This window comes from Enterobacter sp. 120016, from assembly GCF_018383635.1.
In the GTDB taxonomy this organism is placed as follows: domain Bacteria; phylum Pseudomonadota; class Gammaproteobacteria; order Enterobacterales; family Enterobacteriaceae; genus Enterobacter; species Enterobacter asburiae_D.
Genome location: NZ_JAHAWC010000001.1, coordinates 728,837 through 755,166, shown reverse-complemented (window position 1 = coordinate 755,166; position 26,330 = coordinate 728,837). Strand labels below are relative to the sequence as shown.

The following is a 26,330-nucleotide window of genomic DNA, read 5'->3' as shown; positions in this document are numbered from 1 at the left end:
TAAAAAACGCATAATGGGGGAAAATCCCCCCCAAATAACGGAGGAAACGTGGCGGGTCTACTCTATTCATTTGCACAGCTTGAGGCATTCACCGCCGTGGCTGAGAACGGCAGCCTGAGTAAAGCGGCGGTGGTGCTGAAAAAAGACCGAACGACGCTTCGCGATCTGATTGATTTTCTTGAGGACGGGTTGGGCTATGCGCTGTTTATTCGCGACGGGCGTACCCTGCGCCTCACGGCGGAAGGAGAGCAGCTTCAGCGCCAGGCGCATCTGCTGATGCGGCAGGTAAAAGCCTTTGAGGCCTTTGCCAGAGAAGTGCCCCACGGTGCCACGCAGGATCTGACGCTGGTCTACGATCCTTTTACGCCCAGAGCCTTTCTGCACGAGGTCATCGCTGAAATGGTAGCGCGAAAAGTCCGGCTGAGCCTCATCTGCGCCTCGCGCGATGAATCTGAACGCCTGCTGACGAGCGGCCGCGCGGATCTGGCCATCTGCCAGGCGCGCAACCGCAGCGTGGGCAACGACATGGAGTGGCGGGCCCTGGGGGCAATCGATATGGATTTTTACGCCTCAAGCACGCTGTTTGCGGATATTTCATCCCCCCTGTCGCTGCTTGACCTCTCCCTGGTTCCCCAGGTCGTTATGCACCCTGCCTCGGACGAGCCGGTCGCGCGTCGCCTGCAGATTTCCGGGCATACCCTTTTTACTAACGAGCCGGAAATGCTGCGCGGCCTGCTGGAGCGCGGATGCGGGTGGGGATTCTTACCGACCCATTTTCATGCCGCGCGGTGGCAAAACGTAAAAAGGCTGCGCACCGAAGTGGGCAGCCAGGGGATTAGTCAGACGATGGTCACCATCTGGAAGCCGGGGAGCGACAAGCGCGCCATCATTGCTGACGCGCTGGCGCTACTGCCGGACGTGTGGAAGCACTCAGCGCTGTGAACAGCCTTTGCACTGCTGGTTCTGGATCTGCTGGAAGAAATCGTTGCCTTTGTCATCCACCAGGATAAACGCCGGGAAGTTCTCGACTTCGATTTTCCAGATGGCTTCCATTCCCAGCTCCGGATACGCGACGCATTCCAGGCTCTTAATGCTGTTTTGCGCCAGCACTGCCGCAGGGCCGCCAATGCTGCCCAGGTAGAAGCCGCCGTGTTTATGGCAGGCGTCGGTTACCTGCTGGCTGCGGTTGCCTTTTGCCAGCATGATCATGCTCGCGCCGTGGGATTGCAGTAAGTCCACATACGAGTCCATACGTCCCGCCGTGGTCGGGCCGAGTGAGCCAGACGCGTAGCCTTCCGGCGTTTTGGCCGGGCCCGCGTAGTAAATCGGGTGATCTTTGACGTACTGCGGCAGTTCTTCACCGTTGTCGAGCAGCTCTTTCAGCTTCGCGTGGGCGATATCGCGTGCCACAATGATGGTACCGTTCAGCGACAGGCGGGTAGAGACCGGGTGCGCGGAAAGCTGCGCCAGGATCTCATTCATCGGCTTGTCCAGATTGATGCTCACCACGTCGCCTTCGCCCTGCTGGCGCAGTGACTCCGGAATGTACTGACCCGGGTTGTGCTCCAGTTTCTCAATCCAGATGCCGTCGCGGTTGATTTTCGCTTTGATGTTGCGGTCCGCGGAGCAGGAGACGCCCATGCCGATCGGGCAGGACGCGCCGTGGCGCGGCAGACGGATCACGCGGATATCGTGGGCGAAGTATTTACCGCCGAACTGCGCGCCGAGGCCGAGGTTCTGCGCTTCCTGGAGCAGTTCCTGTTCGAGCTGAACGTCGCGGAACGCCTGGCCGTGTTCGTTGCCTTCGGTTGGCAGCGCGTCGTAGTAGCGCGTGGAGGCCAGCTTCACGGTTTTCAGCGTGCTTTCGGCAGAGGTACCGCCAATCACAAACGCGATATGGTAAGGCGGGCAGGCCGCAGTGCCCAGGGTGCGCATCTTCTCAACCAGGTAGTTTTTCAGCTTCGCCGGGGTGATCAGCGCTTTGGTTTCCTGGTAGAGATAGGTTTTGTTGGCAGAACCGCCGCCTTTTGCCATGCACAGGAATTTGTATTCGTCGCCGTCCACGCTGTAGAGGTCAATCTGCGCGGGCAGGTTGGTGCCGGTATTCACCTCTTTATACATGTCCAGCGCCGCATTCTGCGAGTAGCGCAGGTTATCTTCAATGTAGGTGTTATACACGCCCTGGCTCAGAGCCGCTTCGTCACCGCCACCGGTCCAGACGCGCTGGCCTTTTTTACCCATGATGATCGCGGTGCCGGTATCCTGACAGGTTGGCAGCACGCCTTTTGCGGCAATTTCAGAGTTACGCAGGAACTGCAGGGCAACGTACTTGTCGTTCTGGCTGGCTTCCGGGTCGTTGAGAATGGCGGCAACCTGCTTCTGATGGGAAGGACGCAGCATAAACGCGGCATCGTGGAAGGCCTGCTGCGCCAGCAGGGTCAGGGCTTCTGGCTCCACCTTCAGGACTTCCTGACCGTCGAATTCGGCAACGGAAACGTGCTCTTTGGTCAGCAGGTAGTATTCGGTGTCGTCATGGGAAAGAGGGAAAGGGTTCTGATAAAAAAACGGTTTATTCGACATAGTATTGCTCCACAAAAATAAAACCGCCGGAGGAGAAGTCCGGCGGTCAGGAATCAGAACATCATGGACATCCACGGATAACCAATCAGCAGCAGGGCCGCCAGGAAGATGGCACCGAAGATGGTGCCGAGGCGCCAGTAGTCTTTGGTTGGCAGGTAGCCGCTACCGTAGTAAATCGGGCTTGGGCCAGTACCGTACGGGGTGATGATCCCCATCACGCCCAGCGAGGTCACCATCAACAGGACAAACACTTCCATATTCATGCCCGGAATGGTGGAGGCGATGGTCAGCATCGCTGGCAGCAGCGCCGTCGTGTGCGCGGTGGTGCTGGCAAACAGGTAGTGCAGCAGGTAGAACGCCAGCAGCAGGACGATGGTCGCCACCCCCGGGGAGATACCGCTCATTAACAGACCGCCTTCTTTACCTAACCAGCTGATAAAGCCGGTAGAAGAGAGGCCATCCGCCAGTGCCACCAGGGTGGCGAACCAGACGAAGGTGTTCCATGCGGCTTTGTTACCGGTGATATCGTTCCACTCCAGCACGCCGGTCCACAGCATCAGACCAACGATGAGCAGGGCCGCCATGGCAGGCTCAATCCACGCGGCAGCGAAGATCCACATCAGCAGCGCACAGCATACGAACACCAGCAGCAGAATTTCATTGCGGGACAGCTTGCCGAGTTTTTCCAGCTCGCGGGTCGCCCACAGCGGCACTTCGTTATTCACTTTAACTTCGGGTGGGTAGAACCAGTAGGCCAGCAGCGGCATGGCCAGAATCAGCAGGATACCCAGCGGCAGGAAGGCGAGGAACCAGGTGCCCCAGGAGATATCAATCCCAACCGTACTTTTCACCAGCGCCAGGGCCAGCAGGTTTGGCGCGAGGGCGGAGAGGAACATTGAGCTGGTGATACAGGCCGCGGTGATCGCCACCCACATCAGGTATGAACCAATCTTACGCGCGCTTGGGTCGTTGGGTTTTGAACCGTACAGCGGCGGCAGGTTAGCAATGATTGGGTAGATGGTTCCGCCGCTGCGCGCGGTGTTGGACGGGGTGAACGGTGCCAGCAGCAGGTCCGCAAACGTAATGGCGTAACCGAGCGTCAGGCTGCGACGGCCGAGGTACTTCACCAGAATCAGCGCCAGACGGCGGCCGAAGCGGGTTTTGTCATAGCCCGCGGCGAACATAAAGGCACCGAAAATCAGCCAGACGGTGGAGTTACCAAACCCGCTCACCGCCCATTTAAAGGAGGCACCCGCCAGCTTGAATTTCGGATCAGCCAGCTGTTCAGGGCTGAACAGCACCCACTGGCTGCACAGGGCAATGGCGACGACGCCGGTCAGGCCGATCACCGCGCCCGGCAGGGGTTCGAAGATCAGACCGACGATCACGCCGACAAAGATGGCGAAGTAGTGCCATGCGTAAGGCGGCAAGCCTTCAGGAACGGGAACAAACAGCAGCAGTACGGCGACGACGATGGGTAACGCCATCATCAGCAGTCGTTTTGCGTTTCCATTTGATGCCTGGTTCGCCACTGGGGGCGTTACAGCAGTTTTTGTATTCATAGTTTCACGTCTTAAGTTGTCAAAAATTCGGTCGCACTGAAAAACGAAATCACTTTTTTAAGTTTCTTTGCTTTTTTTAGTTATTAAAGGTGCTTTCTTGTGTTTTCAGTAATAGCGATTTAACGCATTTTCGTGTGCGCTAAATTAAAAAATGATGATGTTTTTATATTGCGCTTTTGAATGCCATAACTATTGATCGCGATCAAAAAAATAGAATTGCAGCGTTATTTTTATGCTTTTATTAATAACCACTCTGGCGTATGTGGGTATTGCGTATTTTTTGCGTGTTATTTATCATTTCCTTAACAATATTGATTTCGGTGTAATCATATCTTGTTGTTTTTATAGCGTTTAAAAGTGTAATGGTGAATTGGTTTTACCATTAATCATTTAACGAATTTTAAATTATTGTGAATGGCTGAATTACAATCGCTAACACCAATGTGTTATTTGTGTTATTGCAGGGATTAAATAGTTTTTTAACTAACGTAATAACTTTAGAAACTAAAAAAATCATTATATTAATATCATGACATCGGCAAATAACGACGAAATAAAAAATCAATCCGATAACGAATTCTTAATTTTTAAAAGTTTGGAGTTTCAATTATGAGCACTAACGAACGCATTCTAAGCCCCTTCACATTACCGAATGGTACTGAACTGAAAAACCGTTTGTTAATGGCCCCTATGACAACCTGTACCGGCTATTTTGACGGCACCGTCACCAGCGAGCTGGTGGAGTACTATCGGGCCCGTTCCGGCAGCATTGGTACCATCATCGTGGAGTGTTGCTTCGTCGACGATCTCGGTCTCGCCTTCCCGGGCGCCATCGGTATTGATAATGACGAGAAAATTGCCGGGCTGGCGAAAATCGCAGAGGCCATTAAGTCTAAAGGGTCTAAGGCGCTGCTGCAGATCTACCACGGCGGCCGCATGGTCGACCCAAAACTGATTGGTGGCCGTACCCCGGTTGGCCCGAGCGCCGTAGCCGCGCCGCGTGAAGGCGCCGCAACGCCGGTTGCGCTGACCGCTGAAGAAGTGGAAGGCATGATCGGCAAGTTTGGTGAGGCCGTGCGCCGCGCCATCCAGGCCGGTTTCGACGGCGTGGAGATCCACGGGGCGAACACCTATCTGATTCAGCAGTTCTATTCGCCAAACTCTAACCAGCGCGACGACGAGTGGGGTGGCAGCCGCGATAACCGCGCGAAGTTCCCACTGGCGGTGCTGGACATTACCCACAAAATGGTGCGCCAGTACGCGGACGACGCGTTTATTATTGGCTACCGCTTCTCCCCTGAAGAGATGGAAGTCCCGGGCATTCGCTTTGACGACACCATGTACCTGCTGGAAAAACTGGCGGCGCGCGGCGTGGACTACCTACACTTCTCCGTCGGCGCGACCCTGCGACCTTCCATTGTCGACACCCAGGACCCAACTCCGCTTATCGAAAAATACTGCGCGATGCGTTCTGAAACGCTGGCGCAGGTTCCGGTCATGGGCGTGGGCGGCGTGGTAAATGCTTCAGATGTGAATGAAGCGCTGGACCGCGGTTACGACCTGATTGCCGTTGGCCGCGCCACCATCGCTTATCCGGACTGGACAGACCGCATCGCGGCTGGCGAAAGCCTTGAGCTGTTTATGGACAGCACCCAACGCGAGGCGCTGAGCATTCCTGAACCGCTGTGGCGCTTCTCGCTGGTAGAAGCGATGATCCGCGACATGAGCATGGGCGAATCCAAATTCAAACCGGGTACCTTTGCTGAGAAAGTGCAGGATGACACTAACGAACTGGTGATTAACGTCAGCCTGGAAACCGACCGCATTGCGGACATCGAGCTGGCCTCCGGCCCGAGTGAAGACGTTGAGTTTGTGACCAGCTTTGAAGAGATCCGTACCCGCATTCTGGACGCCAACACCCCGCACGTGGATGCCATCACCGGCGCAACCAGCCAGAGTGAAGCGGTGAAGAAAGCGGTCTCGAAAGCGATGCTGAAGTCCAGCAAGGCGCTGGCCGCGGAAGAGGGCGTTGACCCGAACGAAACCCGCAGCGTGGACGTGGTCGTTGTCGGCAGCGGCGGCGCCGGTCTGGCGGCGGCGATTCAGGCTCACGACGAAGGCGCGAGCGTGCTGATTGTCGAGAAAATGCCAACCATCGGCGGGAACACCATTAAAGCCTCTGCCGGTATGAACGCCGCCGAAACCCGCTTCCAGCGCGTGAAGGGCATTCAGGACAGCAAAGAGCTGTTCTATCAGGAAAGCCTGAAAGGCGGCGGCAACAAGAACAACCCGGAACTGCTGCGTCGCTTTGTCGAGAACGCGCCGCAGGCGATTGAGTGGCTTGCAACGCGCGGCATCATGCTGAACGACATCACCACCACCGGCGGGATGAGCATCGACCGTACTCACCGTCCAAAAGACGGTTCTGCGGTGGGGGGCTACCTGATCAGCGGCCTGGTGCGTAACGTCAACAAACGCAACATCGAGGTGATGCTGGATACCTCCGTCAGCGACATCATCTTCGAGAACGGCGAAGTGACCGGCGTACGTCTGACCACCGAAGAGAACGAAACCGTCACCGTGGCAACCAAAAGCGTGATTGTCGCCACCGGTGGTTTCAGCGCCAACAGCCAGATGGTAGTGAAATACCGTCCGGATCTGGAAGGGTTCGTCACCACCAACCACAAAGGGGCAACCGGCGGCGGTATCGCGCTGCTGGAGCGCATCGGGGCGGGTACCGTGGATATGGGCGAAATCCAAATCCACCCAACCGTTGAGCAGAACACCTCGTACCTGATTTCCGAATCCATTCGCGGCGGCGGGGCGATTCTGGTCAATCAGAAAGGGGAACGCTTCTACAACGAAATGTCGACCCGCGATAAGGTCTCGGCCTCAATCATCGCGCTGCCGGAGAAGTACGCGTACATCGTCTTTGACGAGCACGTGCGTGCCAAAAACAAAGCCGCGGATGAGTACATCGCAAAAGGTTTCGTGACAAGCGCCAGCTCGCCAAAAGCCCTGGCTGAAGCGCTGGGGATGGATTACCACGCATTCCTCGCGACGCTGGAACGTTACAACGGTTTCGTTGAGAAACAGCACGATGACGATTTTGGTCGTACCACCGCGCTGCGTGCGCCTATCAACGAAGGGCCGTTCTACGCCATCCAGATTGCGCCGGGCGTGCACCACACCATGGGCGGCGTGACCATCAACACCGAAACCTGCGTGCTGGACAGCAACCACAACGTGCTGCCAGGCGCGTTTGCGGCCGGTGAAGTGGTCGGCGGGATCCACGGCGGTAACCGTATCGGCGGTAACGCAGTGGCAGATATCATTATTTTTGGTACGCTTGCAGGACATCAGGCGGCTATGCGTTCGAAAAAGCAGTAAGACCCCTGTGTTGTAGGCCGGATACGCGCAGCGTTATCCGGCATTTTCCCCGGAGGCGCGGTGCCTGCCGGGGCTACATCTGAGGACTCTTGCTATGCCTGATAGCCATCGCGTTTACAGCTACTCCGCCGTCCTGATGGGCTCACCCATTCTCCTGAAACTCTTCTCCCACGATGAAGCCCTCGCGTCCCGCGTATTTCGCCTGATCAAACAGTACGAAGATCTGCTCACCGTCAACCGCGCGCACTCGCAGGTGATGGACATCAACCATGCCGCTGGGCAGCATCCGGTTACCGTCAGCCGGCCGGTGTTTGAGCTGATCCGCTGTGCAAAAGCGGCAAGCCTGCTCAAGGACAGCGCTTTTAACCTGGCGATAGGTCCGCTGGTGAAGCGCTGGAAAATTGGTTTCCAGGGGGACAGCATTCCGCCTGCCGATGAAATCGCGTCGCTGCTGGCGATTACCCGTCCTGAAGATGTCCTCCTTGATGAGGCCAGCAGCAGCGTGTTTCTGACCAGAGCGGGGATGGAGATCGATCTGGGGGCCATCGCCAAAGGCTATATCGCCGACAGGGTGCGTGATTACCTTCGTAAAGAGGGCGCTGAGCTGGGGCTGATCAACCTCGGCGGGAACATCCAGACGTTGGGCTCACCGGAAGGGGGCTGGGGCGTGGGGCTGAAAAAACCGTTCGCCGGTGACGCGCTGATCGGCACGATGACCGTAGAGAACCTGTCCGTCGTGACGTCGGGAACCTACGAGCGCTACTTCGAACAAAACGGCAGACGCTATCACCATATTCTCGACCCGCGCACCGGGTATCCGCTGGACAACGAGCTGGACAGCGTGACGATTGTTTCGAAAGACTCCATCGACGGCGATATCTGGACCACGCTGATGTACGGCATGGGTGTCGAAAAGGGCTGCGCTGCGCTGCGTTCTCGTCCTGATATCGAAGCGATTTTTGTGACCAAAACAAAAGAAGTGGTGATCTCCTCGATGCACCACTTCCGCTTTACCCTGCTGGATAACGACTACCGCGTTACTGACAGTATTGCTTGAGCAGGCCGGTCTGCTCCGGCTGGAGACGGTAGCGATACACCGGACGGCCGGTGGCGCCGTAGTGAATGCTGGTGAACAGAATGTTGATTTGCGCGAGCCAAATCAGGTATTTACGGCAGGACACGCGGGAGATATTGACCGCGTTTGCCAGGTCATCGGTAGAAAACTCCGTCTCCGGGTGAGCGTCAATCCACTGGCAAATCGTGCGCAGCGTTTGCGGCGTTAACCCCTTCGGCAGCTTTTTACTGTCCGCCAGTTCCGGCGCCCCGCCGTGGATCAGCCGGTCGACGTCGGCCTGCTCATAGTACTGGTGCGAACCCATCAGGCTGTGCTTTGCCTTCCAGCCGTTCAGCGCCTCTTCAAAGCGCGGGAACTGGAACGGCTTGATTAGATAATCCACCACGCCGTAGTGGATGGAGGTCTGGATCGTGGCGGCGTCGGCAGCCGACGAGATCATAATCACATCGATTGGGCGACCGGATGCGCGAATAACGGGCAGCAGATCCAGCCCGTTATCCTGCTGCATATAGACATCCAGCAGCACCAGATCGACAGGCTGCCCGGGGTTATTAATGATGGCCTCGGCCTGGTTTAGCGTGGAGGCGACGCCGCAGCAGCTAAAACCTTCAACACGGTTGACATACAGACGGTTGAGGTCGGCTACCATGGCGTCATCATCGACAATTAATACATTTATCACGCGATATTCCTCTCGCTATCCCAGGGGATGTGAACAAAAAATTGGGTAAATACGCCTGGCTCAGACTCGACGCTGATATCGCCGCCGAGGTTCTGAATTTGCTGGCGAGCAAGGAACAGCCCAACGCCGCGGTTTTCACCTTTTGTTGAGAAGCCCTTTGTAAAAATAGCCTCCAGCTGGGCGGGATCAATGCCGGGGCCATCGTCGCTGACTTCGCAGCTGAGCCAGCCGTTCTGATAATGCAGCAGCAGGCCAATCTCACCTTCCTGCTGTCCTTCCATCGCGTCGAGCGCGTTTTCAATAAGGTTACCCAGCGCGGTGATCAGCACCGCGACCTGCTCTTCACTCGCGGTATCCGGTATCTGGCATTCATCCGCCAGCGTCAGGGTGACGCCCGCTTCTTTCGCCCGGTTGATTTTACCCAGCAGGAACCCGGCTATAACCGGGGATTTTACCTTGCTCTGTATCGTACCGATATCCGTCTGGTAATTTTGTGCCGTCTGAATGATGTACTCTTCCAGCTTGTCGTAGCGCTTCATGTGCAGCAGGCCCAGGATCACATGCAGTTTATTCATAAACTCGTGGGTATGGCTGCGCAGGGCGTCGACGTAGTTGACCATGCCGTCAATACGCTGCATCAGCTGGCTGATTTCGGTTTTATCACGGAAGGTGGTAATGGCGCCGATCACCCGATCCTGACTTTTAACGGGCACCATATTGCACAGCAACAAACGCCCGTTACAGCTAATCTCCTGATCCTGGCGCGCAACGCCCGTCTTTGAGACTTCACGCAGGCTGGCCAGCAGGGGCGCGCTGGCGTTTTCGGTCTGCTTGCCGGAGGGGAGAAGCAATATTTCTCTGGCGGTCTGGTTGATCATCGTCACGCGCCCGTGAATATCGACGGCCAGCACCCCCTCGCGAAGCGACTGCAGCATCGCCTGACGCTGTTCGAACAAGGCGGAAATTTCATAAGGTTCGAGTCCGAACAGGATGCGTTTCAGGACCCGCACCAGACCCCAAATCGCCATCGAACTCATAAAAATACTGAATAAAATGGTCCAGACGGCGTTTAGCCGCCCGCGGGCAATCTGCTCTTCAACCTTATTCAGGGAGATACCGACGGCCACCACGCCGATCTGTTCGTGCTGGCCGTCGTAGACGGGCGTGAAAACGCGCAGCGCTTCGGCGAGCGCGCCCCGGTTAACCGATACGTTCTCTTTGCCTTCCAGCGCGGGGGTTAAATCATCACCGATAAAATGCAGCCCCAGTAGCGCCTCGTTCGGGTGTGAATAGCGGATCCCGCGCATATCGGTGACCACGGTGAACAGCAGATCGTTTCGTTTCGTCACCTCCTGGGCAATGGGCTGAATAATATTCTCCTGCGGTGCATGCATCAGGCCGCGCTGTATCTCGGGGCTGTCGGCGAGGGTGCGGGCAATGCCGAGCGCGGTGTCTTTCACATCATCGCGGGTCGCCCGGGTGATTTGTACGGAGTAGAGCGCAAAGACCACCAGCAGCACAGAGGCAATAATCGCGCCCACCATCAACGTGACCAGCGTATTCAGTTTCATGGGGCGCTTGCGCGTCGGAAGGAAAGGCTGCAAATCGCTCATCAACACTCCGCGAGGATTAAGAAAGGGGTAATTATCGCCGATGACGGGCTTTTCTTAAAGCCATGTAAAGGCGTGTATTTGGTCCTCTTTTCGTGACCCTCCTCGCAGGTCATCTATATAAAACACTTTATAGTGTGTGGGTACTCATAATAAGGAGGCTGTTTATGAGCATTATGCTTACCGGTTCGGTCAAGGAAAGACGGCACGCCAGCACGATGAATATTGATAGATTGTCCACGCTGGACATGCTGAAAGTCATTCACCAGGATGATGCACTCATTTCTGCTGCGATCGCCCCCTGTTTACCTACTCTCGCCCGCGTGGTGGATAACGCCGCCGCAACGCTCAGCCACGGCGGTCGCTTGGTCATCGTTGGCGCGGGGCCGTCGGGGCGCGTTGCGCAACAGGTTGCCGATGAATATGCGCCGGGCAAAACCCCTGTGGTGGCCGTTACGGCACAAGAAGGGGAAGGGAGCTACGAGCGCGGCGTTGCCGATCTGCAGGCCATCAAGTTTGGTGAACACGATATGATGCTGGCCGTGACCGTCAGCGGAAAAACGCCGTGGGTCTGGGGGGCAATGCGTCACGCGTGGTCGCTGGGTTCACCGGTCGCCATTATTACCGGTGATGCGCAAAGTGAAGCCGCACAGCTGGCGAGCATGGTTATCGCGCCGGAGCTGGGGGCCGACGTCGTCGCAGGCTATATCAACACCAAAGCGGGGATTGCGCAGAAAATGATCCTCTCGATGATCGCCACCGGGCTGGCCGTTCGAACCGGACGGGTTTACAGCAACCTGCGCGTGGATCTTGAGGCAGGCACGACCAAATGGGCTGAACGGCAAATCGCCATTGTGATGGAAGCGGGGGGATGCAGCCGGGCGGAGGCAAAAGCCGCGCTGGAGAGCTGTAACCATAACTGTAAAACGGCGGTATTAATGGTGCTGACAGGGCTGGATGCGTGGAAAGCCCATGAGCTGCTGGCGCAGAATAACGGGTTTATCCGCGTGGCGCTGCAGGAAGCGCCGTAATACACACCGTTAAGACGTAAAAAAGGCCGCAATTGCGGCCTTTGGTATTTTGGGGATTAGAACTGGTAGGTCATGCCGATGCCAACGATGTCATCGGTGGAAATACCGTATGCGTCATACAGCGCTTCGTCCTGATCCAGCATGTTGATTTTGTAATCAACATAGGTGGAGAAGTTTTTGTTGAAGCTGTAGGTCATGCCCAGGTCGATGTAGTTAACCAGGTCCTGATCGAATCCTTTACCGTCCAGGTCTTTACCTTTTGAGTAAACCCATGCCAGGGAAGGACGCAGACCGAAGTCGAACTGGTACTGGGCAACCGCTTCAAAGTTCTGAGTCTGGTTGGCGATACCAAAGTTTCCGATTGGCGTCATGTTGCGGGTTTCCGCATACATCATCGCCAGGTAGACGCTGTGAGCATCGTATTTCGCGCCCACGGTCCAGGCTTCAGCTTTATCACCAGCCGCATAGCCGATGCCTTCCGCGGCTTTGCCATAAGCAACCTGCTCGTTAGTACGGTCGGAAGACGAGTACGCCGCACCCAGGCTCAGGCCGGAGAGATCGCCAGAGAAGTCATAGGTGGTAGACATACCGAAACCGTCGCCGTTCTGGAAACGAACATCGTTATGACCGTTTTTGGTGCCTTCCTGATTTTCATCTGCGTTGGCACCTTCATTCGCGCCCTGATACTGCAGAGCGAAATTCAGACCCTCAACCAGACCAAAGAAATCCTGGTTACGATAAGTTGCCAGACCGTTCGCACGACCGTTCATGAAGTTATCGGTCCAGGTGTAAGAGTCACCGCCAAATACAGGCAGCATATCGGTCCAGGCTTCTACGTCATACACGACGCCGTAATTACGGCCATAATCAAATGAACCGTATTCGCCATATTTCAGGCCAGCGTATGCCAGACGGTTAAACGATTTGTCACCCGCGCCTTCGGTATCGTTAGCGTAGGTTTTGTATTCCCACTGGCCGTAACCGATCAGGTCGTTAGCGATCTGAGTTTCGCCTTTGAAACCAATCTGCACATAGGTTTCGTCGCCGTCATCGCCAGCGTTGTCAGAGAAGGTGTGACGCGCATCGACTTTGCCGTACAGGTCAACCTTGTTGCCGTTTTTGTTGTACATCTCAGCCGCATTTGCTGCGCCTGCCATTAATAACGCGGGTACCAGAATTGCCAGAACTTTTCTTTTCATTATATATTCCCTTGAAAGATAATTTATATGAATATATGTAATCACCCTCCGTAATTACAGGGTCGATACTATTCCAGGAGATGCCATTTAGTTTCAAAAATAAATGTAATTAAATTCGATGAAATATTGCTAAATATTTCTATTAATCTCTTTATTTTTCTAGTGAATTAATTCATTGAATTTATATGTTGTAATTATTATTAAGTATTTCGCAATTCTATTTTTTAATTGGTTTAATTTGGCTGTGTTATAATTCACGCTCTTTTAAACAACAGGATATGACGATGGATCTTGCCCAGTGGCAGCACAGATTTGAGCGCTGGCTCGAGGAAAACCACAGCACCGACGATACCGCTCATGATATTTCGCATTTCCGTCGTGTCTGGATGACGGCGCAAAAAATCATGGTTAATGAAACGGTGGAGCCGCTGGTGATCCTGACCGCATGCTATTTCCACGATATTGTCAGCCTGCCGAAAAACCATCCCGAACGCAGCCGATCATCACAGCTGGCGGCGCGCAAGACGGGGGACATTTTGCACAGCGACTTCCCGGACTTTCCGCCAGAGCACGCTGCCGCCGTTGCGCACGCGATTGAGGCGCACAGCTTCAGCGCCGGTATTGCGCCGCAGAGCATGGAAGCCAAAATTGTGCAGGACGCAGACCGGCTGGAAGCGTTAGGCGCCATCGGCCTGGCGCGCGTCTTTGCCGTCTCGGGCGCGCTGGGCGTGCCGCTTTTTGATGCCGACGATCCCTTTGCCGATGCGCGTACCCTTGACGACCGTGCGTTTGCCCTCGACCATTTTCAGACCAAGCTGCTGCGATTGCCTGATACAATGCAAACGGAAATGGGCCGCGAGCTGGCACGTCACAATGCCGATTTCCTGATCCAGTTTATGGCGAAACTCAGTGCCGAATTACGCGGCGACTGCATTGGGCTGGATAGCCAGGTGTTGAACCGCTTCCGTCGCAGTTTGCGCAACTGAACTGTGGTAATCTGTTTCCAGTCTTTATTCTCCGGTTAAAAGAATGCAGGAAAATCGATCAGTGACAGAGCCCGCGCCTGAGCAGGCTGAGAAATCAACGGCAACGGTGCAGGCGTTACTGCGCCAGCTGTTGGATATCTATGATGCTAAAACGCTGGCCAATCTGCTGGTGGCGCGCGGCGAGAGCCACTGGAGCCCGGCGATCCTTAAACGTCTGCTGACCAGCGAGCGCGCAGGGCGTCGCCTGAGTGAAGGCGAGTTTCGTTATCTGCAAAACCTGCTTCCGCGTCCTTCTGCCGCGCACCCAAACTATGCCTTCCGCTTTATCGATCTGTTTGCCGGTATCGGCGGCATCCGGCACGGTTTTGAAGCTATCGGCGGGCAGTGCGTGTTTACCAGCGAGTGGAACAAACATGCCGTAAGGACCTACAAGGCTAACTGGTACTGCGATCCGCACGAGCATCATTTCAACGCGGATATCCGCGATGTGACCCTGAGCCATAAAAGCGGCGTAACGGATGAACACGCCGCCGAGCACATTCGCCAGACGATCCCGGCGCATGACGTGCTGCTGGCAGGCTTCCCGTGTCAGCCCTTCTCGCTGGCCGGTGTCTCCAAAAAGAATGCCCTCGGACGCGCCCACGGTTTTGCCTGCGATACCCAGGGAACGCTGTTTTTTGACGTGGCGCGCATCATCGATGCCTGCCGACCGGCCATCTTTGTGCTGGAAAACGTCAAAAATCTAAAGAGCCACGACGGTGGAAAAACCTTCCGCATTATCATGCAAACGCTGGATGAGCTGGGTTATGACGTGGCCGATTCACAGGACATGGGCGCGGACGATCCCAAAATCATTGATGGGAAACATTTCCTGCCCCAGCATCGTGAACGTATCGTGCTGGTGGGTTTCCGCCGCGATCTCAATCTCAAGGGGGATTTCACCCTTCGGGATATCCCGTCTCTCTATCCCGAGCGGCGTCCAACCGTGGCCGACCTGCTGGAGCCGGTCGTTGACGCGAAATTTATCCTGACCCCTGTGTTGTGGAAATACCTCTACCGCTATGCCAAGAAACATCAGGCGAAGGGCAACGGCTTCGGTTTTGGGATGGTAAACCCCAACGATCCGCACAGCGTGACCCGCACGCTGTCTGCTCGCTACTACAAAGACGGCGCGGAAATCCTGATCGACAGGGGCTGGGACAAGGCGCTGGGTGAAAAAGATTTCGACGATCCGCATAACCAGCGTCACCGTCCGCGACGCTTAACGCCGCGGGAATGCGCCCGGCTGATGGGATTTGAGACCCCGCAGGGCTACCGCTTCCGCATTCCGGTGTCGGACACCCAGGCGTACCGCCAGTTCGGTAATTCGGTGGTGGTTCCCGCGTTCGCGGCGGTGGCCAAGCTGCTGGCCTCGCGCATCAGACAGGCGGTGGCACTCCGTCAGGGTGAGGCCGTCAATGACGGATGTTCACGATAAGGCGACGCGCAGCAAAAACATGCGTGCCATCGGCACGCGTGACACCGCCATCGAAAAGCGCCTGGCCGGGCTGCTGACGCAGGCGGGCTTTGATTTCCGCGTGCAGGATCCCGCGCTTGCCGGTCGGCCGGATTTCGTCATCGACGCCTGGCAGTGCATCATCTTTACCCACGGCTGTTTCTGGCACCACCACGACTGCTACCTGTTTAAAGTCCCCGCGACGCGCACCGATTTCTGGCTGGATAAAATTGGCAAAAACGTCGAGCGCGACAGCCGGGACCTGATCGCGCTGATTGCGCAGGGCTGGCGGGTGATGATCGTCTGGGAGTGCGCGCTGAGAGGCAGATTAAAACTGAACGATGCCGATCTGACCGAACGGCTGGAAGAGTGGATCTGCGGCGGCGGCCAGACCGCGCAGATCGACACGCAGGGAATTCACCAGCTTAAGGTTTCTCCACCCCGCAAGGCGTGACCACCGGTTTTGCGGGCAGTAAATATTTGCCCAGGGTGACCAGCACGACGGCAAAAACAATCACCCCTAATGCCAGCCATTCAACGGAAGAGAGCGTTTCTCCCCCCAATCCCGTTCCGAGCAGCACGGCCACGACCGGATTGACGTAGGCATAGCTGGTGGCGACAGCCGGGGAGACGTTGCGGATCAGGAACATGTAGGCGTTAATGGCGATGATGGAGCCAAACAGCGCCAGGTAGCCTACCGCCAGAAAGCCCGACAATGGCGGCAGGGTCGTTAGCTTTTCTCCCGTCAGCGTGGAGGCGAGCAGTAGCACGATTCCGGCGGCAAGCATCTCAATCGCCCCCGCCATCATGCCGGCCGGCAGTTCGATACGCGAACCGTAGACGGAACCAAACGCCCAGCTCATCGAGCCAATCAGGATGATGACGGCGCCCCACGGATTCCCGCTCAGGTTACCGCCGCTATTTAGCAGAATGATCCCGGCCAGGCCAATACCAATCCCCAGCCATTCCAGTTTGCGGGTACGGATACCGAAAAGACGGCTAAAGCAGAGGGTAAACAGCGGTACGGTGGCAACGACCACGGCGGCGATCCCGGACGGTACGTTCTGGTGCTCGGCAATCGTGACAAAGCCATTTCCCACCGCCAGCAGCAGCAGGCCGATCAGGGCGGCATTCAGCATCGGGCGCAGCGGGGGAAGCTTGTGCCCGCGCAGCAGCAGGAAGGCCAGCAGCAGCACGCCAGCCGAGAGGAAGCGGATGCCCGCCATCATCAGTGGCGGCCAGCTTTCCACGCCGATGCGAATGACAAAGTAGGTTGAACCCCAGATGATGTACAGCGAAAAGAGTGCCCCAATGAGCGGTAGCAGTTGCCGGAAACGCATAATCCCTCACGACGAAATAAAAAGGTCGCTGATAGTAAACGCGAAAACTATCGTGCTGGCGAGCCCTTTAATTGTGTAGCAGATGTGAATTTTTTGTTGACGTGAGGTGCCTGTTTCCGGGTTTACGCTTTTGCTCCATACTATTCACCTAATTACCAAAAAATGAAGGATTAAGATTTTGGCAGGAAGTAGCTTATTAACATTGCTGGATGATATTGCCACCTTACTGGATGACATTTCAGTGATGGGTAAACTGGCGGCGAAAAAAACCGCAGGCGTGTTGGGAGATGATTTATCGCTTAACGCCCAACAGGTGAGTGGGGTAAGGGCTAACCGTGAATTGCCGGTGGTGTGGGGCGTGGCAAAAGGCTCCTTCCTGAATAAGGTGATTCTGGTACCGCTGGCGCTGCTGATCAGCGCGTTTATTCCCTGGGCCATCACGCCGTTGCTGATGATTGGCGGGGCATTCCTCTGCTTCGAGGGCGTGGAGAAGGTTCTGCACTCCTTCAGCGCGCGTAAGGAGAGCGATACGCCGGAGATGCGCCAGCAGCGTCTTGAAGCGCTGGCCGCGCAGGATCCGAAAACCTTCGAGCGCGATAAGGTCAAAGGCGCCATTCGGACCGACTTTATCCTGTCCGCAGAGATTGTCGCCATTACGCTGGGCATCGTGTCTGACGCGCCGCTCCTGAACCAGGTCCTGATCCTTTCCGGCATCGCCATTCTGGTCACCGTCGGCGTCTACGGCCTGGTGGGACTGATCGTGAAGCTGGATGATATCGGCTACTGGCTGGAGGAAAAATCGAGCGCGGTGGCAAGAGGCATCGGCAAAAGCCTGCTGGTGCTGGCCCCGTGGCTGATGAAGAGTTTGTCGGTGGTGGGCACGCTGGCGATGTTCCTGGTGGGCGGTGGGATCGTGGTTCACGGTATCGCTCCGCTGCACCATGCTATCGAGCATTTCTCCTCGGCGCAGGGTGACGTTGTCGCGGCGATTCTGCCGACGCTGCTGAATCTGGTGCTGGGCTTTATCATTGGCGCTATTGTGGTTGCGGCGGTGAAGCTGGTTGAAAAAGTACGCGGCGCGTCGCACTAATTGTTACCCGCTGCGGGATGCAAAAAGACCATTCCTCGTCTAAATTGAAACAGTTTCACCCTGATACAGGAGGCAGGTATGGTCTTTTTGGTCAGTGATGAAGTTAAGCCTAAGAAGGGCGGCCCACGTATGATTGTCACCGGGTATTCCAGCGGAATGGTGGAATGTCGTTGGCACGATGGCTATAGCATCAAGCGGGAAGCATTTCGTGAAGATGAGCTTCAGCCGGGGGACGGGCAGCACAAGCGGGACAAGGCTTAATCACATAACGCCCGGCTTTGCCGGGCGTTTTTATCTCAAGTACCGGGTGTAAGGCAGTCATCATGGAGTGTGTGTGCAGCGCGATACCTTTGTTGTAAGACAATCATTTTTGCAATGGCTGCATAAGCGTAGCAATCCGGGGTTGATTGTTAATGTCTGTTTTATGGTCGTTCTGGTGTTTTCCACTCTCCTGACCTGGCGTGAGGTGGTGGTCCTCGAAGAGGCGTATATCTCCAGCCAGCGTAACCATCTGGATACGGTGGCCAGTTCGCTGGACAGGCAGTTACAGAACAGCGTGGACAGGATGCTGCTGTTCCGTCAGGGCATGCGTGATGCAATCCAGACGCCGCTGGCATTTGATGTATTACAGAACGCGGTGTCACGCTTTAACACCGTCCGCATGCTCCCCACCTGGCAGCTTGCCGTTGATAAAAAACGCACCCTCCCTATTAACGGCGTTTCGGATGCGTTCGTCGACAAAACCACGGTTCTGAATCGTGACGATGAACGCCTCAGCCACGAAATTTCTGCCACGCTCGAAGTGGGATACCTGCTCAGGCTGGCGTCGTCGAGAGCGCAAACGGAAGCGCGCGTGATCTACGTGTCCCGCGCCGGATTTTTCATTTCCACGGATACGCCTGACCAGGCGGGTGATATTACCTCCCGCTATTATCATCTGGTCACGCAGTCCTGGTTTACCCAGCAGTCAGAACGGAACAATCGCGCTCGCGCGGTGCGCTGGTTTATCTCTACCCCTTCATCCTGGACCAATGATGAACGTACGATCACCGCCAGCGTCCCCATCTATTTCGATCATTACTGGTATGGCGTCGTGGCGATGGATTTTACGTTGAGCACGATGCAGCGTCTGCTGGCTGATGCGACGGAAGACCGAACGGAAGGGGAGTATCAGCTGTACGATACCCGGCTCAATATGATTGCCACCTCGGTCCACGCGGAAAACGCGGTTAACCATTTTGACGAACGCGAAACGGCGCAGATTGCGCAGGCGATTGAGCACGCGACCGGCGGCGGGATCCGCCTCGGAAGCCGTTTTGTTAGCTGGGAGCGGCTCGATCACTTCGATGGCGTTGTCCTGCGGATCCACACCCTGCATGAAGGGGTACAGGACGACTTCGGCAGCATCAGCATCGTGCTGGCGCTGCTGTGGGCGCTCTTTACCGCCATGCTATTGATCTCGTGGCTGGTGATCCGTCGGATGGTGAGTAACATGTACACGCTTCAGCACTCGCTCCAGTGGCAGGCCTGGCATGACCCGCTTACCCGGCTGAATAACCGCGGCGCGCTGTTCGACCGCGCAAAATTGCTGGCGGAAACCTGTCGCCAGCAGTCGCTGCCGTTCTCGGTGATTCAGATCGACCTCGACCATTTTAAAAACATCAACGACCGTTTCGGCCATCAGGCCGGTGATAAAGTCCTCTCCCACACGGCAGGGCTGATTGCCAGCGCGCTACGCAAGAATGACGTGGCAGGGCGCGTAGGCGGGGAAGAGTTTTGCGTTGTCCTGCCGGGGATTGGTCTGGAGGAGGCGAGAAGCGTCGCGGACCGCATTCGCTGCCGGATCGACAGCAAGGAGATCCTGGTGAAGAAGAGCACGACTCTGCGCATCAGCGCGTCGCTGGGGGTCAGCAGCGCGGATGAAGCGGGTAACTACGAGTTTGAACAGCTGCAGTCCGTGGCGGACGCCCGGCTGTACCAGGCCAAACAGTGCGGCCGTAACCGGGTCGTCTGGCGGGATTAGGACAGGAAGTGATCCAGCCCCTCCTGCCAGCCCGCGGGGCCGGGCTGCCGGGTGTGATAAACCCGGGCGGGGTTATCATCCCGTAGCGTGATGCCCTGGCGGTTAATGCCCTTAATCACCACCGCGAAGTCAACGCTGTCGAGCAGCGGCGCATCGTTAGGGCCGTCGCCGAGCCCCAGCGTGGTGGGTTCGATCTCTTCCTGCTCGCGGTACTGCGCAATCAGCCAGTTAACCGCAACGTCCTTGCCACAGCGGGCGTCCAGAATGTGCCAGAAGCGCGCCCCCTGCAGACACTTCAGGCCGCTGTGCGCCAGCTCCTCTTCAAACTGGACCATTTTCTCGTCGGTATCGCGCCAGATGAGCGTGACGGAGGCTTCATGCTTGCGGGCAAGCGCCGAACGATAGCGCGTCAGTCCGGTCCACTCGCTGATGACATGCTCATCCACGTCGTCAAAGGTGGTGAATTTAAAGCCCGTCTGCAGGCGAATTTGCTCGATCCGCGGGCGAATATCCCGGTGCGTCATCCCCCTGATCTGGCGCTGAACCTTCTCCCAACGCACGTCGGGCTGAATCACCGCGCCGTTCTCGGCAATAAAAGGCAAGCCTTCCAGCCCCAGATCCTGCTGGATATCCAGCATCTCTGCCGCGGTCTTGCTGCTGCAGAGAATGACCGGTATCTGGTTATCCAGCAGCCTGTCCAGCCAGGGCATGGCGGGTTGCCACTCATAGGTATGAATATCCAGCAACGAGCCATCCAGGTCCGAAAAAATCAGCAATGTATCCCGCAGTGAAGGCATAGTGACTCCTGGTAACGGCTTCGCCTCAATCTAAGAAAATTCCTAAAAAATAACCGAATTGTTAATAGGAGAAATGAGAGTATTCCCTGGCAAACCCGCATTCGGCGTGTGTTATTGCTCATAACAAAAAGCATTATGTTAAAAATATTATATTCATCATAAGAATATATGCTTGTCAGACAAATTCGTTGGGGATAGTGTGGCGTGTACATCAGATTTCCTGGTGTAACGAATTTTCAAGTGCTTCTTGCATAAGCAAGTTTTGATCCCGGCCATCCCCATGACCGGGATTTTTTTCGCCCTACCGATTGGCTTCAGACACGCTAAAGTCGTGAATATCAAGCTCGAAGGCCTCGGCCAGCTCACGATAGGTGTGATAATCCCTTCCGTTGACAATGACGCGGTCCGAATTGTCGTCCGTCCGGCGGACTTCCGACTCACTGATCTCATTGATGGCGGCCAGCAGGGCATCGACATCCACCTCGACTTCGCGCTTGATGGTGTCGCTGTACTCTTTATCGGTCTTCATTACGGGGTTCCTCATTCAACCGTGTCCAACGGTAAGTATAGACTGTGCATAAAAACGCCATTCACACCGGGCGGCGATGTGCGTTTTTGCGTTTTGTTCTACACTGGCTCAAAACCAGAGGAGGAATGTATGAAGGTCAACGATCGGGTAACGGTTAAAACGGACGGTGGGCCGCGCCGCCCGGGTGTGGTGCTGGCAATTGAAGAGTTTAGCGAAGGCACAATGTATCTGGTATCACTCGAAGACTACCCGCTCGGCATCTGGTTTTTTAACGAACTGGGGCATCCGGACGGCATTTTTGTAGAGAAGGCAGACTAGCACGGCGTCGGGTAGCACAGCGCGTGCCCGACAACCTCACAGAAGCAAAAATCTCTGGCCAGGCCAGAGATCAAAGGTAGGGTGCACAGGGTCTTAAGGGACTAACGCATGTTGACGAAAATCCCGTTCGTCACATTATCGGTCAGGCGTACCACGTGGTAGATCACTTGCTTATTATGCGTTTTAATTTTCCTTTTAATATTTCCTTTGTGAGACGAAACGGTTTTCGCTTTAATATTCATCTGGTCCGAGATCTGAATAGTTCCTTGTCCCGCCATCCACATTCGCAGCATACTTGATTCAGTCCTGCTTAATGATAGGGTGGGTAAGTTAACCGCTCCTACATTCTTAACTTCTTTATTCAAATAATCACCCAGAATGTCATCCAGCGACTCGGGTTTAATCGATTTAGAACTAATCAATAAATTTTTACGGACCAACAAATACTCATCGAAATGGATATTCGCGATCGCCATAAAAACAATAAACAGGGTTTTTGGATGCTGATTAATGATTTGCTTAATGTGCTGACTGTTGGCTGGATCGTGAATGAAACAGTCCTCATTAATAAACACCACGCCTGGTTTTAGTTCGTCACAAGCGGCTGCGAGTTCGTCAACGGTGTGTGCATCGTTGATGTCTCTCTTTCTTACCCCTCTGCTTGCCAGGTACCCGGTTAACCCTAGCCGGGTGTAGCTGCATAAATCCATAATGATCGTTGACATGGCATACCCTCACTCAATGCGTAACGATAATTCACCATCTGCCTGAGAGCTCAAAACAGCCATACGGGATGGAAAAAAATAATAAACCTGTGAGCATGACAAAGACTTTCAGGCGGACTCACTATCCCGTAAAGTTACGTATAATTTGCCAGGAATCTTCTTAAAGTAAAGTAAATATTAAGTATTGTGAGATGGTTAGAAACAATTAAACCGCGTCAGATATATCCTGGAAGATGTTTTTCGCGTTTTATTTTAGGAATATCCTCAGAAAGACAGTAGCAACAGTGCGGGCTATTATTTACGTGGCAGTTCGCTGACAATATCCGCTAACAGGTTGAATATCTCGCCGAATAAATGTTCACAGAAGGGAGCGATAAGTGGCATCAGCAATGACATTAATAAAATTCCCACCGTCAGCGTCAGCGGAAAACCGATGACAAACACCGAAAGCTGCGGTGCCATTCGGTTGAGTAAACCTAATGCCAGGTTGACGGTCAGCAGCAGGGTGATGATCGGCAGCGCCAGCATCAGCCCGTTCAGGAATATCAGCCCCGCAGCGCGCGTGAGCGCCAGAAAGGCGTTGCTGTTCACCGGATTTTCGCCAATCGGCAGCGTATGGAACGTATCCACCAGCATGGAGATAAGCCACAGATGGCCGTTGAGCGACAGGAACAGCAGCATGGCGAGAAGATCGATAATGCGCGCCAGCACGGGCATGTTGAGATGACTGCCGGGATCAACAAACGTGGCGAACGATAGCCCCATCTGCAGGCCGATCAGTTCCCCTGCGGTACGCACCGCGGCAAAGGCGAGCTGCATGGTAAAGCCGACGGCGACGCCAATCATCACCTGCTGCAGAGCCACCCACACCGCGTTCGCCGAGAAGATCGGAATATCCACGGGGGAGAGAGAGGGCGCAACGATAATGGAGATGATAATGCCCAGCCCCACCTTGACGCGCTTGGGTATCGATTTCTCACTGAGAATGGGGGCGGTGGATATCAGCGCCATGATGCGCAGCATCGGCCAGAAGTAGACGCCGAGCCACTGAACCCACTGGTCGCTGGTGAAGTGCAGCATCGTCAGGTCAGCCGATGATGTACGGCAGGTTGGTAAACAGGTTGCGCATATAGTCCAGCAACAGGTTCAGCATCCACGGCCCGGCGACGATAATCGCCACGAACACGGCGATGATTTTCGGGATGAAAGACAGCGTCATTTCGTTAATCTGCGTGGCGGCCTGGAGGATACTGATAATCAGACCGGTAACCAGCGCGACAAGCAGCAGCGGCGCGGCAACGGCAATCGCGATTTTCATCGCTTCCGTGCCCATCATCATGACCGATTCAGGTGTCATTACCGTTCCTTAACTGTAGAAACTCTGCGCCAGCGAACTGACCAGCAGTTGCCAGCCGTCGACCAGAACAAAGAGCATGATCTTAAAGGGCAGGGCAATGGTCGCGGGCGGCACCATCATCATCCCGAGCGCCATCAGGACGCTGGCGATCACCAGGTCAATAATCAGGAACGGAATAAAGATGGTAAAGCCGATCTGGAACGCGGTTTTCAGCTCGCTGGTGACATAGGCAGGCAGAAGAATACGCATTGGCACTGATTCCGGTCCCTGCAGCTCGCCGGTGTTGGACAGGCGGGCAAAGAGGGCCAGGTCGGCTTCGCGCGTCTGGCGCAGCATAAATTCTCGCAGCGGCTGAGCGCCTTTATCCAGCGCCTCCTGCATGGAGATTTTGTCTTCGCTGAACGGCTGGTAGGCGTCGGTATAAATCTTATCGATCACCGGCGACATAATGAAAAAGGTCAAAAACAGCGCCAGCCCAAGCAGAACCTGGTTTGGCGGTGCGGAAGGGGTTCCCAGCGCGTTTCGCAGCAGGCCAAAGACGATGATGATGCGGGTGAAGCTGGTCATCATCAGCAGGATGGCCGGAATAAACGTCAGCGAGGTGATGAAAACCAGCGTCTGGACCGGAAGGGACCAGCTTTGTCCGCCGCCCGCGAGAGGGGTTGAGACCAGACCGGGCAGCTGTGCATAAACCGCGGGAGCAAACAGGCCAACGCCCGCGAGCGTCAGGGATAACAAACGGCGCATCAGGATCTCCCGGAACGCTTAAGCAAACTCTTCATGACGGACTGAAAATCCGCAGGGGCGTCTGCGCGCTCGTCCACCACAGCAGGGGCGGGCGGCAGCTTATGTAATACGCTGATGTTTGAGGCCGTGACGCCCAGGACCAGGCGCGCGTCGTCCACCTCGACGATGACCACGCGTTCGCGTGGCCCCAGCGTGGTGCTGGCGCTGACCTTCAGGCCGCGGGCACCGGCGGTTTTACCCGCCAGGCCAAAGCGCTTCGCCAGCCAGGCGGCGATAAGGATAAAGGCAATAATACCGAACAATGCCCCGCTCACCTGGAGCAGCGGCGAGCCGGGAACGGCAGAAGGCTGTGATATTGTTGCCTGGGTTTTCATGCTTAACGGCTCAGACGACGCATACGTTCAGACGGGGTAATGATGTCGGTGATACGTACGCCGTATTTATCGGCAACCACCACCACTTCACCCTGGGCAATCAGATAGCCGTTGATCAGAATATCCAGCGGCTCGCCGGCCAGACCGTCAAGGGCCACCACGGAACCCTGCGTCAGGCGCAGCAGCTCCTTAATGGTCATACGGGTGCGTCCCAGCTCAACGGTCAGCTTAACCGGGATATCCATAATCAGGTCGATGTCCTGCAGCGTGCCGCTGACGTCACCGCCGCCGAGCTGCTGGAATACGGCATCCGCAGCACTTTTGGCCGGGGGTGCTTTTTGCTCGTTTAACGCGTCAGCCCACAGATCGTCCAGTGCTCCGCTGTTTTCATCGGACGGATTGTTCATGTCACTCATTTGGGCTGTTCCTCATTCAGCGAATTCAAAATCGGGTTGATCAAGTGCTCAACGCGTAACGCATACTGACCGTTAATCGTGCCGTACTGGCTTGTCAGCACGGGGACACCATCCACATGGGCAATAATGCGGTCGGGTTTTTCTATCGGCAAAACATCGCCGGGTTGTAATTTCAGGATCTGAGATAACCGCAGCGGGATATCGGCGAAGCTCGCCACCAGCTCAAGCTGCGAATGCTGGACCTGGCGGACCAGGTTTTCACGCCAGTTCTGGTCTTCGTTGCGGGAGTTCTCCAGCGGCGGGTTAACCAGCAGCTCGCGCAGCGGTTCGATCATGCTGAACGGCAGGCAGATGTTGAACTCGCCGGTCAGGTTACCGATCTCCACGTGGAACGGGGTGTTAACGACGATATCGTTCGGGGAGGTGGTGATATTGGTAAATTTCACCTGCATCTCAGAACGGACGTACTCCACTTCCAGCGGGTTAATCGCTTTCCACGCGTCGCTGTATGACTCCAGCGCCAGCTTCAGCATGCGGTTAATGACGCGCTGTTCGGTATGGGTGAATTCACGACCTTCTACTTTGGTCGGGAAACGCCCGTCGCCGCCGAACAGGTTATCCACCGCGATGAACACCAGGCTTGGCGAAAACACCACCAGACCGGTGCCGCGCAGCGGCTTCAGATGAATCAGGTTAAGGTTGGTTGGCACCGGCAGGTTGCGGGCAAACTCATGATACGGCTGAATGCGGATCGCACCGACCGTGATATCCGGGCTACGACGCAGCAGGTTAAACAGCCCCATACGGAACTGACGTGCAAAACGTTCGTTAATGATCTCCAGCGCCTGCAGACGTTCACGTACCACGCGACGCTGGGTATTCGGGTCATAGGGACGAATATCGCTATCGCCGCCAATACCCGGTTTAGGATCATCATTGTTATCGCTGTCGCCGTTGAGCAGCGCATCGATTTCTGCCTGAGAAAGAATACTGTCGCCCATGTC

At 55.6% G+C, this 26,330-nt stretch carries 25 protein-coding genes and 1 pseudogene; 11 read left to right on the top strand and 15 right to left on the bottom strand.

The genetic code is table 11. From position 1 onward, the window contains the following. Window positions 1-48 precede the first annotated feature (48 nt). Complete coding sequence (locus tag KIF87_RS03665) at window positions 49-942, top strand: LysR family transcriptional regulator (protein WP_213327917.1); 894 nt, start codon at window positions 49-51, stop codon at window positions 940-942. Here the strand turns inward: KIF87_RS03665 and fumA are convergent. Both fumA and KIF87_RS03655 read right to left on the bottom strand, forming a co-directional pair. After that, complete coding sequence (fumA, locus tag KIF87_RS03660) at window positions 931-2,580, bottom strand: class I fumarate hydratase FumA (protein ID WP_213327916.1); 1,650 nt, start codon at window positions 2,578-2,580, stop codon at window positions 931-933. The two genes, KIF87_RS03665 and fumA, sit on opposite strands and share 12 nt — an antisense overlap. Before the next feature lie 53 nt (window positions 2,581-2,633). Then, window positions 2,634-4,142, bottom strand: coding sequence for an anion permease (locus tag KIF87_RS03655; protein ID WP_073961501.1), 1,509 nt, complete (start codon window positions 4,140-4,142; stop codon window positions 2,634-2,636). Window positions 4,143-4,751: 609 nt separating this feature from the next. Here KIF87_RS03655 and KIF87_RS03650 point away from each other — a divergent pair. After that, window positions 4,752-7,532 carry a flavocytochrome c gene (locus KIF87_RS03650; protein ID WP_213327915.1) on the top strand — a complete coding sequence of 927 codons (2,781 nt, stop codon included), beginning with the start codon at window positions 4,752-4,754 and terminating at the stop codon, window positions 7,530-7,532. Window positions 7,533-7,626: 94 nt separating this feature from the next. Next, the gene (locus KIF87_RS03645; protein ID WP_213327914.1) at window positions 7,627-8,589 is read left to right on the top strand and encodes an FAD:protein FMN transferase; all 963 of its coding nucleotides are present in this window, start codon (window positions 7,627-7,629) and stop codon (window positions 8,587-8,589) included. Here the strand turns inward: KIF87_RS03645 and dcuR are convergent. Together dcuR and KIF87_RS03635 are read right to left on the bottom strand one after the other, a co-directional pair. Further along, window positions 8,570-9,289 (bottom strand): two-component system response regulator DcuR, encoded by a 720-nt coding sequence (dcuR, locus tag KIF87_RS03640; RefSeq protein WP_032658686.1) that lies wholly within the window; start codon window positions 9,287-9,289, stop codon window positions 8,570-8,572. The genes KIF87_RS03645 and dcuR overlap by 20 nt on opposite strands. Then, on the bottom strand, window positions 9,286-10,902 hold the full coding sequence (locus tag KIF87_RS03635; RefSeq protein ID WP_213327913.1) for a sensor histidine kinase: 1,617 nt from the start codon (window positions 10,900-10,902) through the stop codon (window positions 9,286-9,288). The genes dcuR and KIF87_RS03635 overlap by 4 nt, the downstream gene beginning before the upstream one ends. 164 nt (window positions 10,903-11,066) lie before the next feature. Between KIF87_RS03635 and KIF87_RS03630 the strand changes: the two genes are divergently transcribed. Further along, the gene (locus KIF87_RS03630; RefSeq protein ID WP_213327912.1) at window positions 11,067-11,930 is read left to right on the top strand and encodes an N-acetylmuramic acid 6-phosphate etherase; all 864 of its coding nucleotides are present in this window, start codon (window positions 11,067-11,069) and stop codon (window positions 11,928-11,930) included. Between the two features lie 56 nt (window positions 11,931-11,986). Here the strand turns inward: KIF87_RS03630 and ompC are convergent, their stop codons facing one another. Next, window positions 11,987-13,129, bottom strand: a complete 1,143-nt coding sequence (gene ompC / locus KIF87_RS03625; RefSeq protein ID WP_213327911.1) for a porin OmpC — start codon at window positions 13,127-13,129, stop codon at window positions 11,987-11,989. Window positions 13,130-13,413: 284 nt separating this feature from the next. On the opposite strand from ompC, the gene KIF87_RS03620 reads away from it, so the two are divergent. The 3 genes from KIF87_RS03620 (at window position 13,414) to KIF87_RS03610 (ending at window position 16,064) form a co-directional block, all read left to right on the top strand. Then, window positions 13,414-14,115, top strand: coding sequence for a phosphohydrolase (locus KIF87_RS03620; RefSeq protein WP_213327910.1), 702 nt, complete (start codon window positions 13,414-13,416; stop codon window positions 14,113-14,115). Window positions 14,116-14,176: 61 nt separating this feature from the next. Continuing rightward, window positions 14,177-15,592, top strand: a complete 1,416-nt coding sequence (locus KIF87_RS03615; protein ID WP_349628199.1) for a DNA cytosine methyltransferase — start codon at window positions 14,177-14,179, stop codon at window positions 15,590-15,592. Beyond that, on the top strand, window positions 15,573-16,064 hold the full coding sequence (locus tag KIF87_RS03610; RefSeq protein ID WP_213327908.1) for a very short patch repair endonuclease: 492 nt from the start codon (window positions 15,573-15,575) through the stop codon (window positions 16,062-16,064). The genes KIF87_RS03615 and KIF87_RS03610 overlap by 20 nt, the downstream gene beginning before the upstream one ends. Here the strand turns inward: KIF87_RS03610 and yedA are convergent. Further along, entirely contained in the window at window positions 16,036-16,950 is a 915-nt protein-coding gene (gene yedA, locus KIF87_RS03605) for a drug/metabolite exporter YedA (protein ID WP_159514462.1), read from the bottom strand. The two genes, KIF87_RS03610 and yedA, sit on opposite strands and share 29 nt — an antisense overlap. 178 nt (window positions 16,951-17,128) lie before the next feature. Here yedA and KIF87_RS03600 point away from each other — a divergent pair, with 178 nt between their 5' ends. From KIF87_RS03600 to dgcQ, 3 genes are all read left to right on the top strand, one after another. Then, window positions 17,129-18,040 (top strand): DUF808 domain-containing protein, encoded by a 912-nt coding sequence (locus KIF87_RS03600; RefSeq protein ID WP_213327907.1) that lies wholly within the window; start codon window positions 17,129-17,131, stop codon window positions 18,038-18,040. A gap of 78 nt (window positions 18,041-18,118) precedes the next feature. Then, window positions 18,119-18,301: a YodC family protein gene (locus tag KIF87_RS03595; protein WP_008500307.1), complete on the top strand. Its 183-nt coding sequence runs from the start codon at window positions 18,119-18,121 to the stop codon at window positions 18,299-18,301. Between the two features lie 73 nt (window positions 18,302-18,374). Further along, a complete protein-coding gene (gene dgcQ / locus KIF87_RS03590; protein ID WP_213327906.1) occupies window positions 18,375-20,063 on the top strand; it encodes a cellulose biosynthesis regulator diguanylate cyclase DgcQ in 1,689 nt (562 codons plus the stop codon). On the opposite strand, the gene KIF87_RS03585 is transcribed toward dgcQ, so the two are convergent. Both KIF87_RS03585 and yodD read right to left on the bottom strand, forming a co-directional pair. Continuing rightward, entirely contained in the window at window positions 20,060-20,860 is an 801-nt protein-coding gene (locus KIF87_RS03585) for a mannosyl-3-phosphoglycerate phosphatase-related protein (RefSeq protein ID WP_213327905.1), read from the bottom strand. The two genes, dgcQ and KIF87_RS03585, sit on opposite strands and share 4 nt — an antisense overlap. Before the next feature lie 301 nt (window positions 20,861-21,161). Beyond that, window positions 21,162-21,389: a YodD family peroxide/acid resistance protein gene (gene yodD / locus KIF87_RS03580; protein WP_013097742.1), complete on the bottom strand. Its 228-nt coding sequence runs from the start codon at window positions 21,387-21,389 to the stop codon at window positions 21,162-21,164. A gap of 129 nt (window positions 21,390-21,518) precedes the next feature. On the opposite strand from yodD, the gene dsrB reads away from it, so the two are divergent. Then, window positions 21,519-21,707: a protein DsrB gene (dsrB, locus tag KIF87_RS03575; protein ID WP_008500312.1), complete on the top strand. Its 189-nt coding sequence runs from the start codon at window positions 21,519-21,521 to the stop codon at window positions 21,705-21,707. Between the two features lie 101 nt (window positions 21,708-21,808). Here dsrB and rcsA read toward each other — a convergent pair whose 3' ends face one another. The 7 genes and pseudogenes from rcsA to fliM all read right to left on the bottom strand — a co-directional run bounded on the left by rcsA (window position 21,809) and on the right by fliM (window position 26,327). After that, window positions 21,809-22,432 (bottom strand): transcriptional regulator RcsA, encoded by a 624-nt coding sequence (gene rcsA, locus KIF87_RS03570; protein WP_008500313.1) that lies wholly within the window; start codon window positions 22,430-22,432, stop codon window positions 21,809-21,811. 287 nt (window positions 22,433-22,719) lie between these two features. Further along, window positions 22,720-23,512, bottom strand: a pseudogene (gene fliR, locus KIF87_RS03565) (flagellar biosynthetic protein FliR); the annotation flags it as partial. A 7-nt stretch (window positions 23,513-23,519) separates the two neighbouring features. After that, entirely contained in the window at window positions 23,520-23,789 is a 270-nt protein-coding gene (gene fliQ, locus KIF87_RS03560) for a flagellar biosynthesis protein FliQ (protein ID WP_008500315.1), read from the bottom strand. Between the two features lie 9 nt (window positions 23,790-23,798). Then, window positions 23,799-24,536: a flagellar type III secretion system pore protein FliP gene (fliP, locus tag KIF87_RS03555; RefSeq protein ID WP_024909733.1), complete on the bottom strand. Its 738-nt coding sequence runs from the start codon at window positions 24,534-24,536 to the stop codon at window positions 23,799-23,801. Then, window positions 24,536-24,910 (bottom strand): flagellar biosynthetic protein FliO, encoded by a 375-nt coding sequence (gene fliO / locus KIF87_RS03550; RefSeq protein ID WP_121424285.1) that lies wholly within the window; start codon window positions 24,908-24,910, stop codon window positions 24,536-24,538. The genes fliP and fliO overlap by 1 nt, the downstream gene beginning before the upstream one ends. Window positions 24,911-24,912: 2 nt before the next feature. Continuing rightward, on the bottom strand, window positions 24,913-25,326 hold the full coding sequence (gene fliN, locus KIF87_RS03545) for a flagellar motor switch protein FliN (protein ID WP_023312308.1): 414 nt from the start codon (window positions 25,324-25,326) through the stop codon (window positions 24,913-24,915). Further along, the gene (fliM, locus tag KIF87_RS03540; RefSeq protein ID WP_023336184.1) at window positions 25,323-26,327 is read right to left on the bottom strand and encodes a flagellar motor switch protein FliM; all 1,005 of its coding nucleotides are present in this window, start codon (window positions 26,325-26,327) and stop codon (window positions 25,323-25,325) included. Before fliM ends, fliN begins: the two co-directional genes overlap by 4 nt. Window positions 26,328-26,330: the final 3 nt, after the last annotated feature.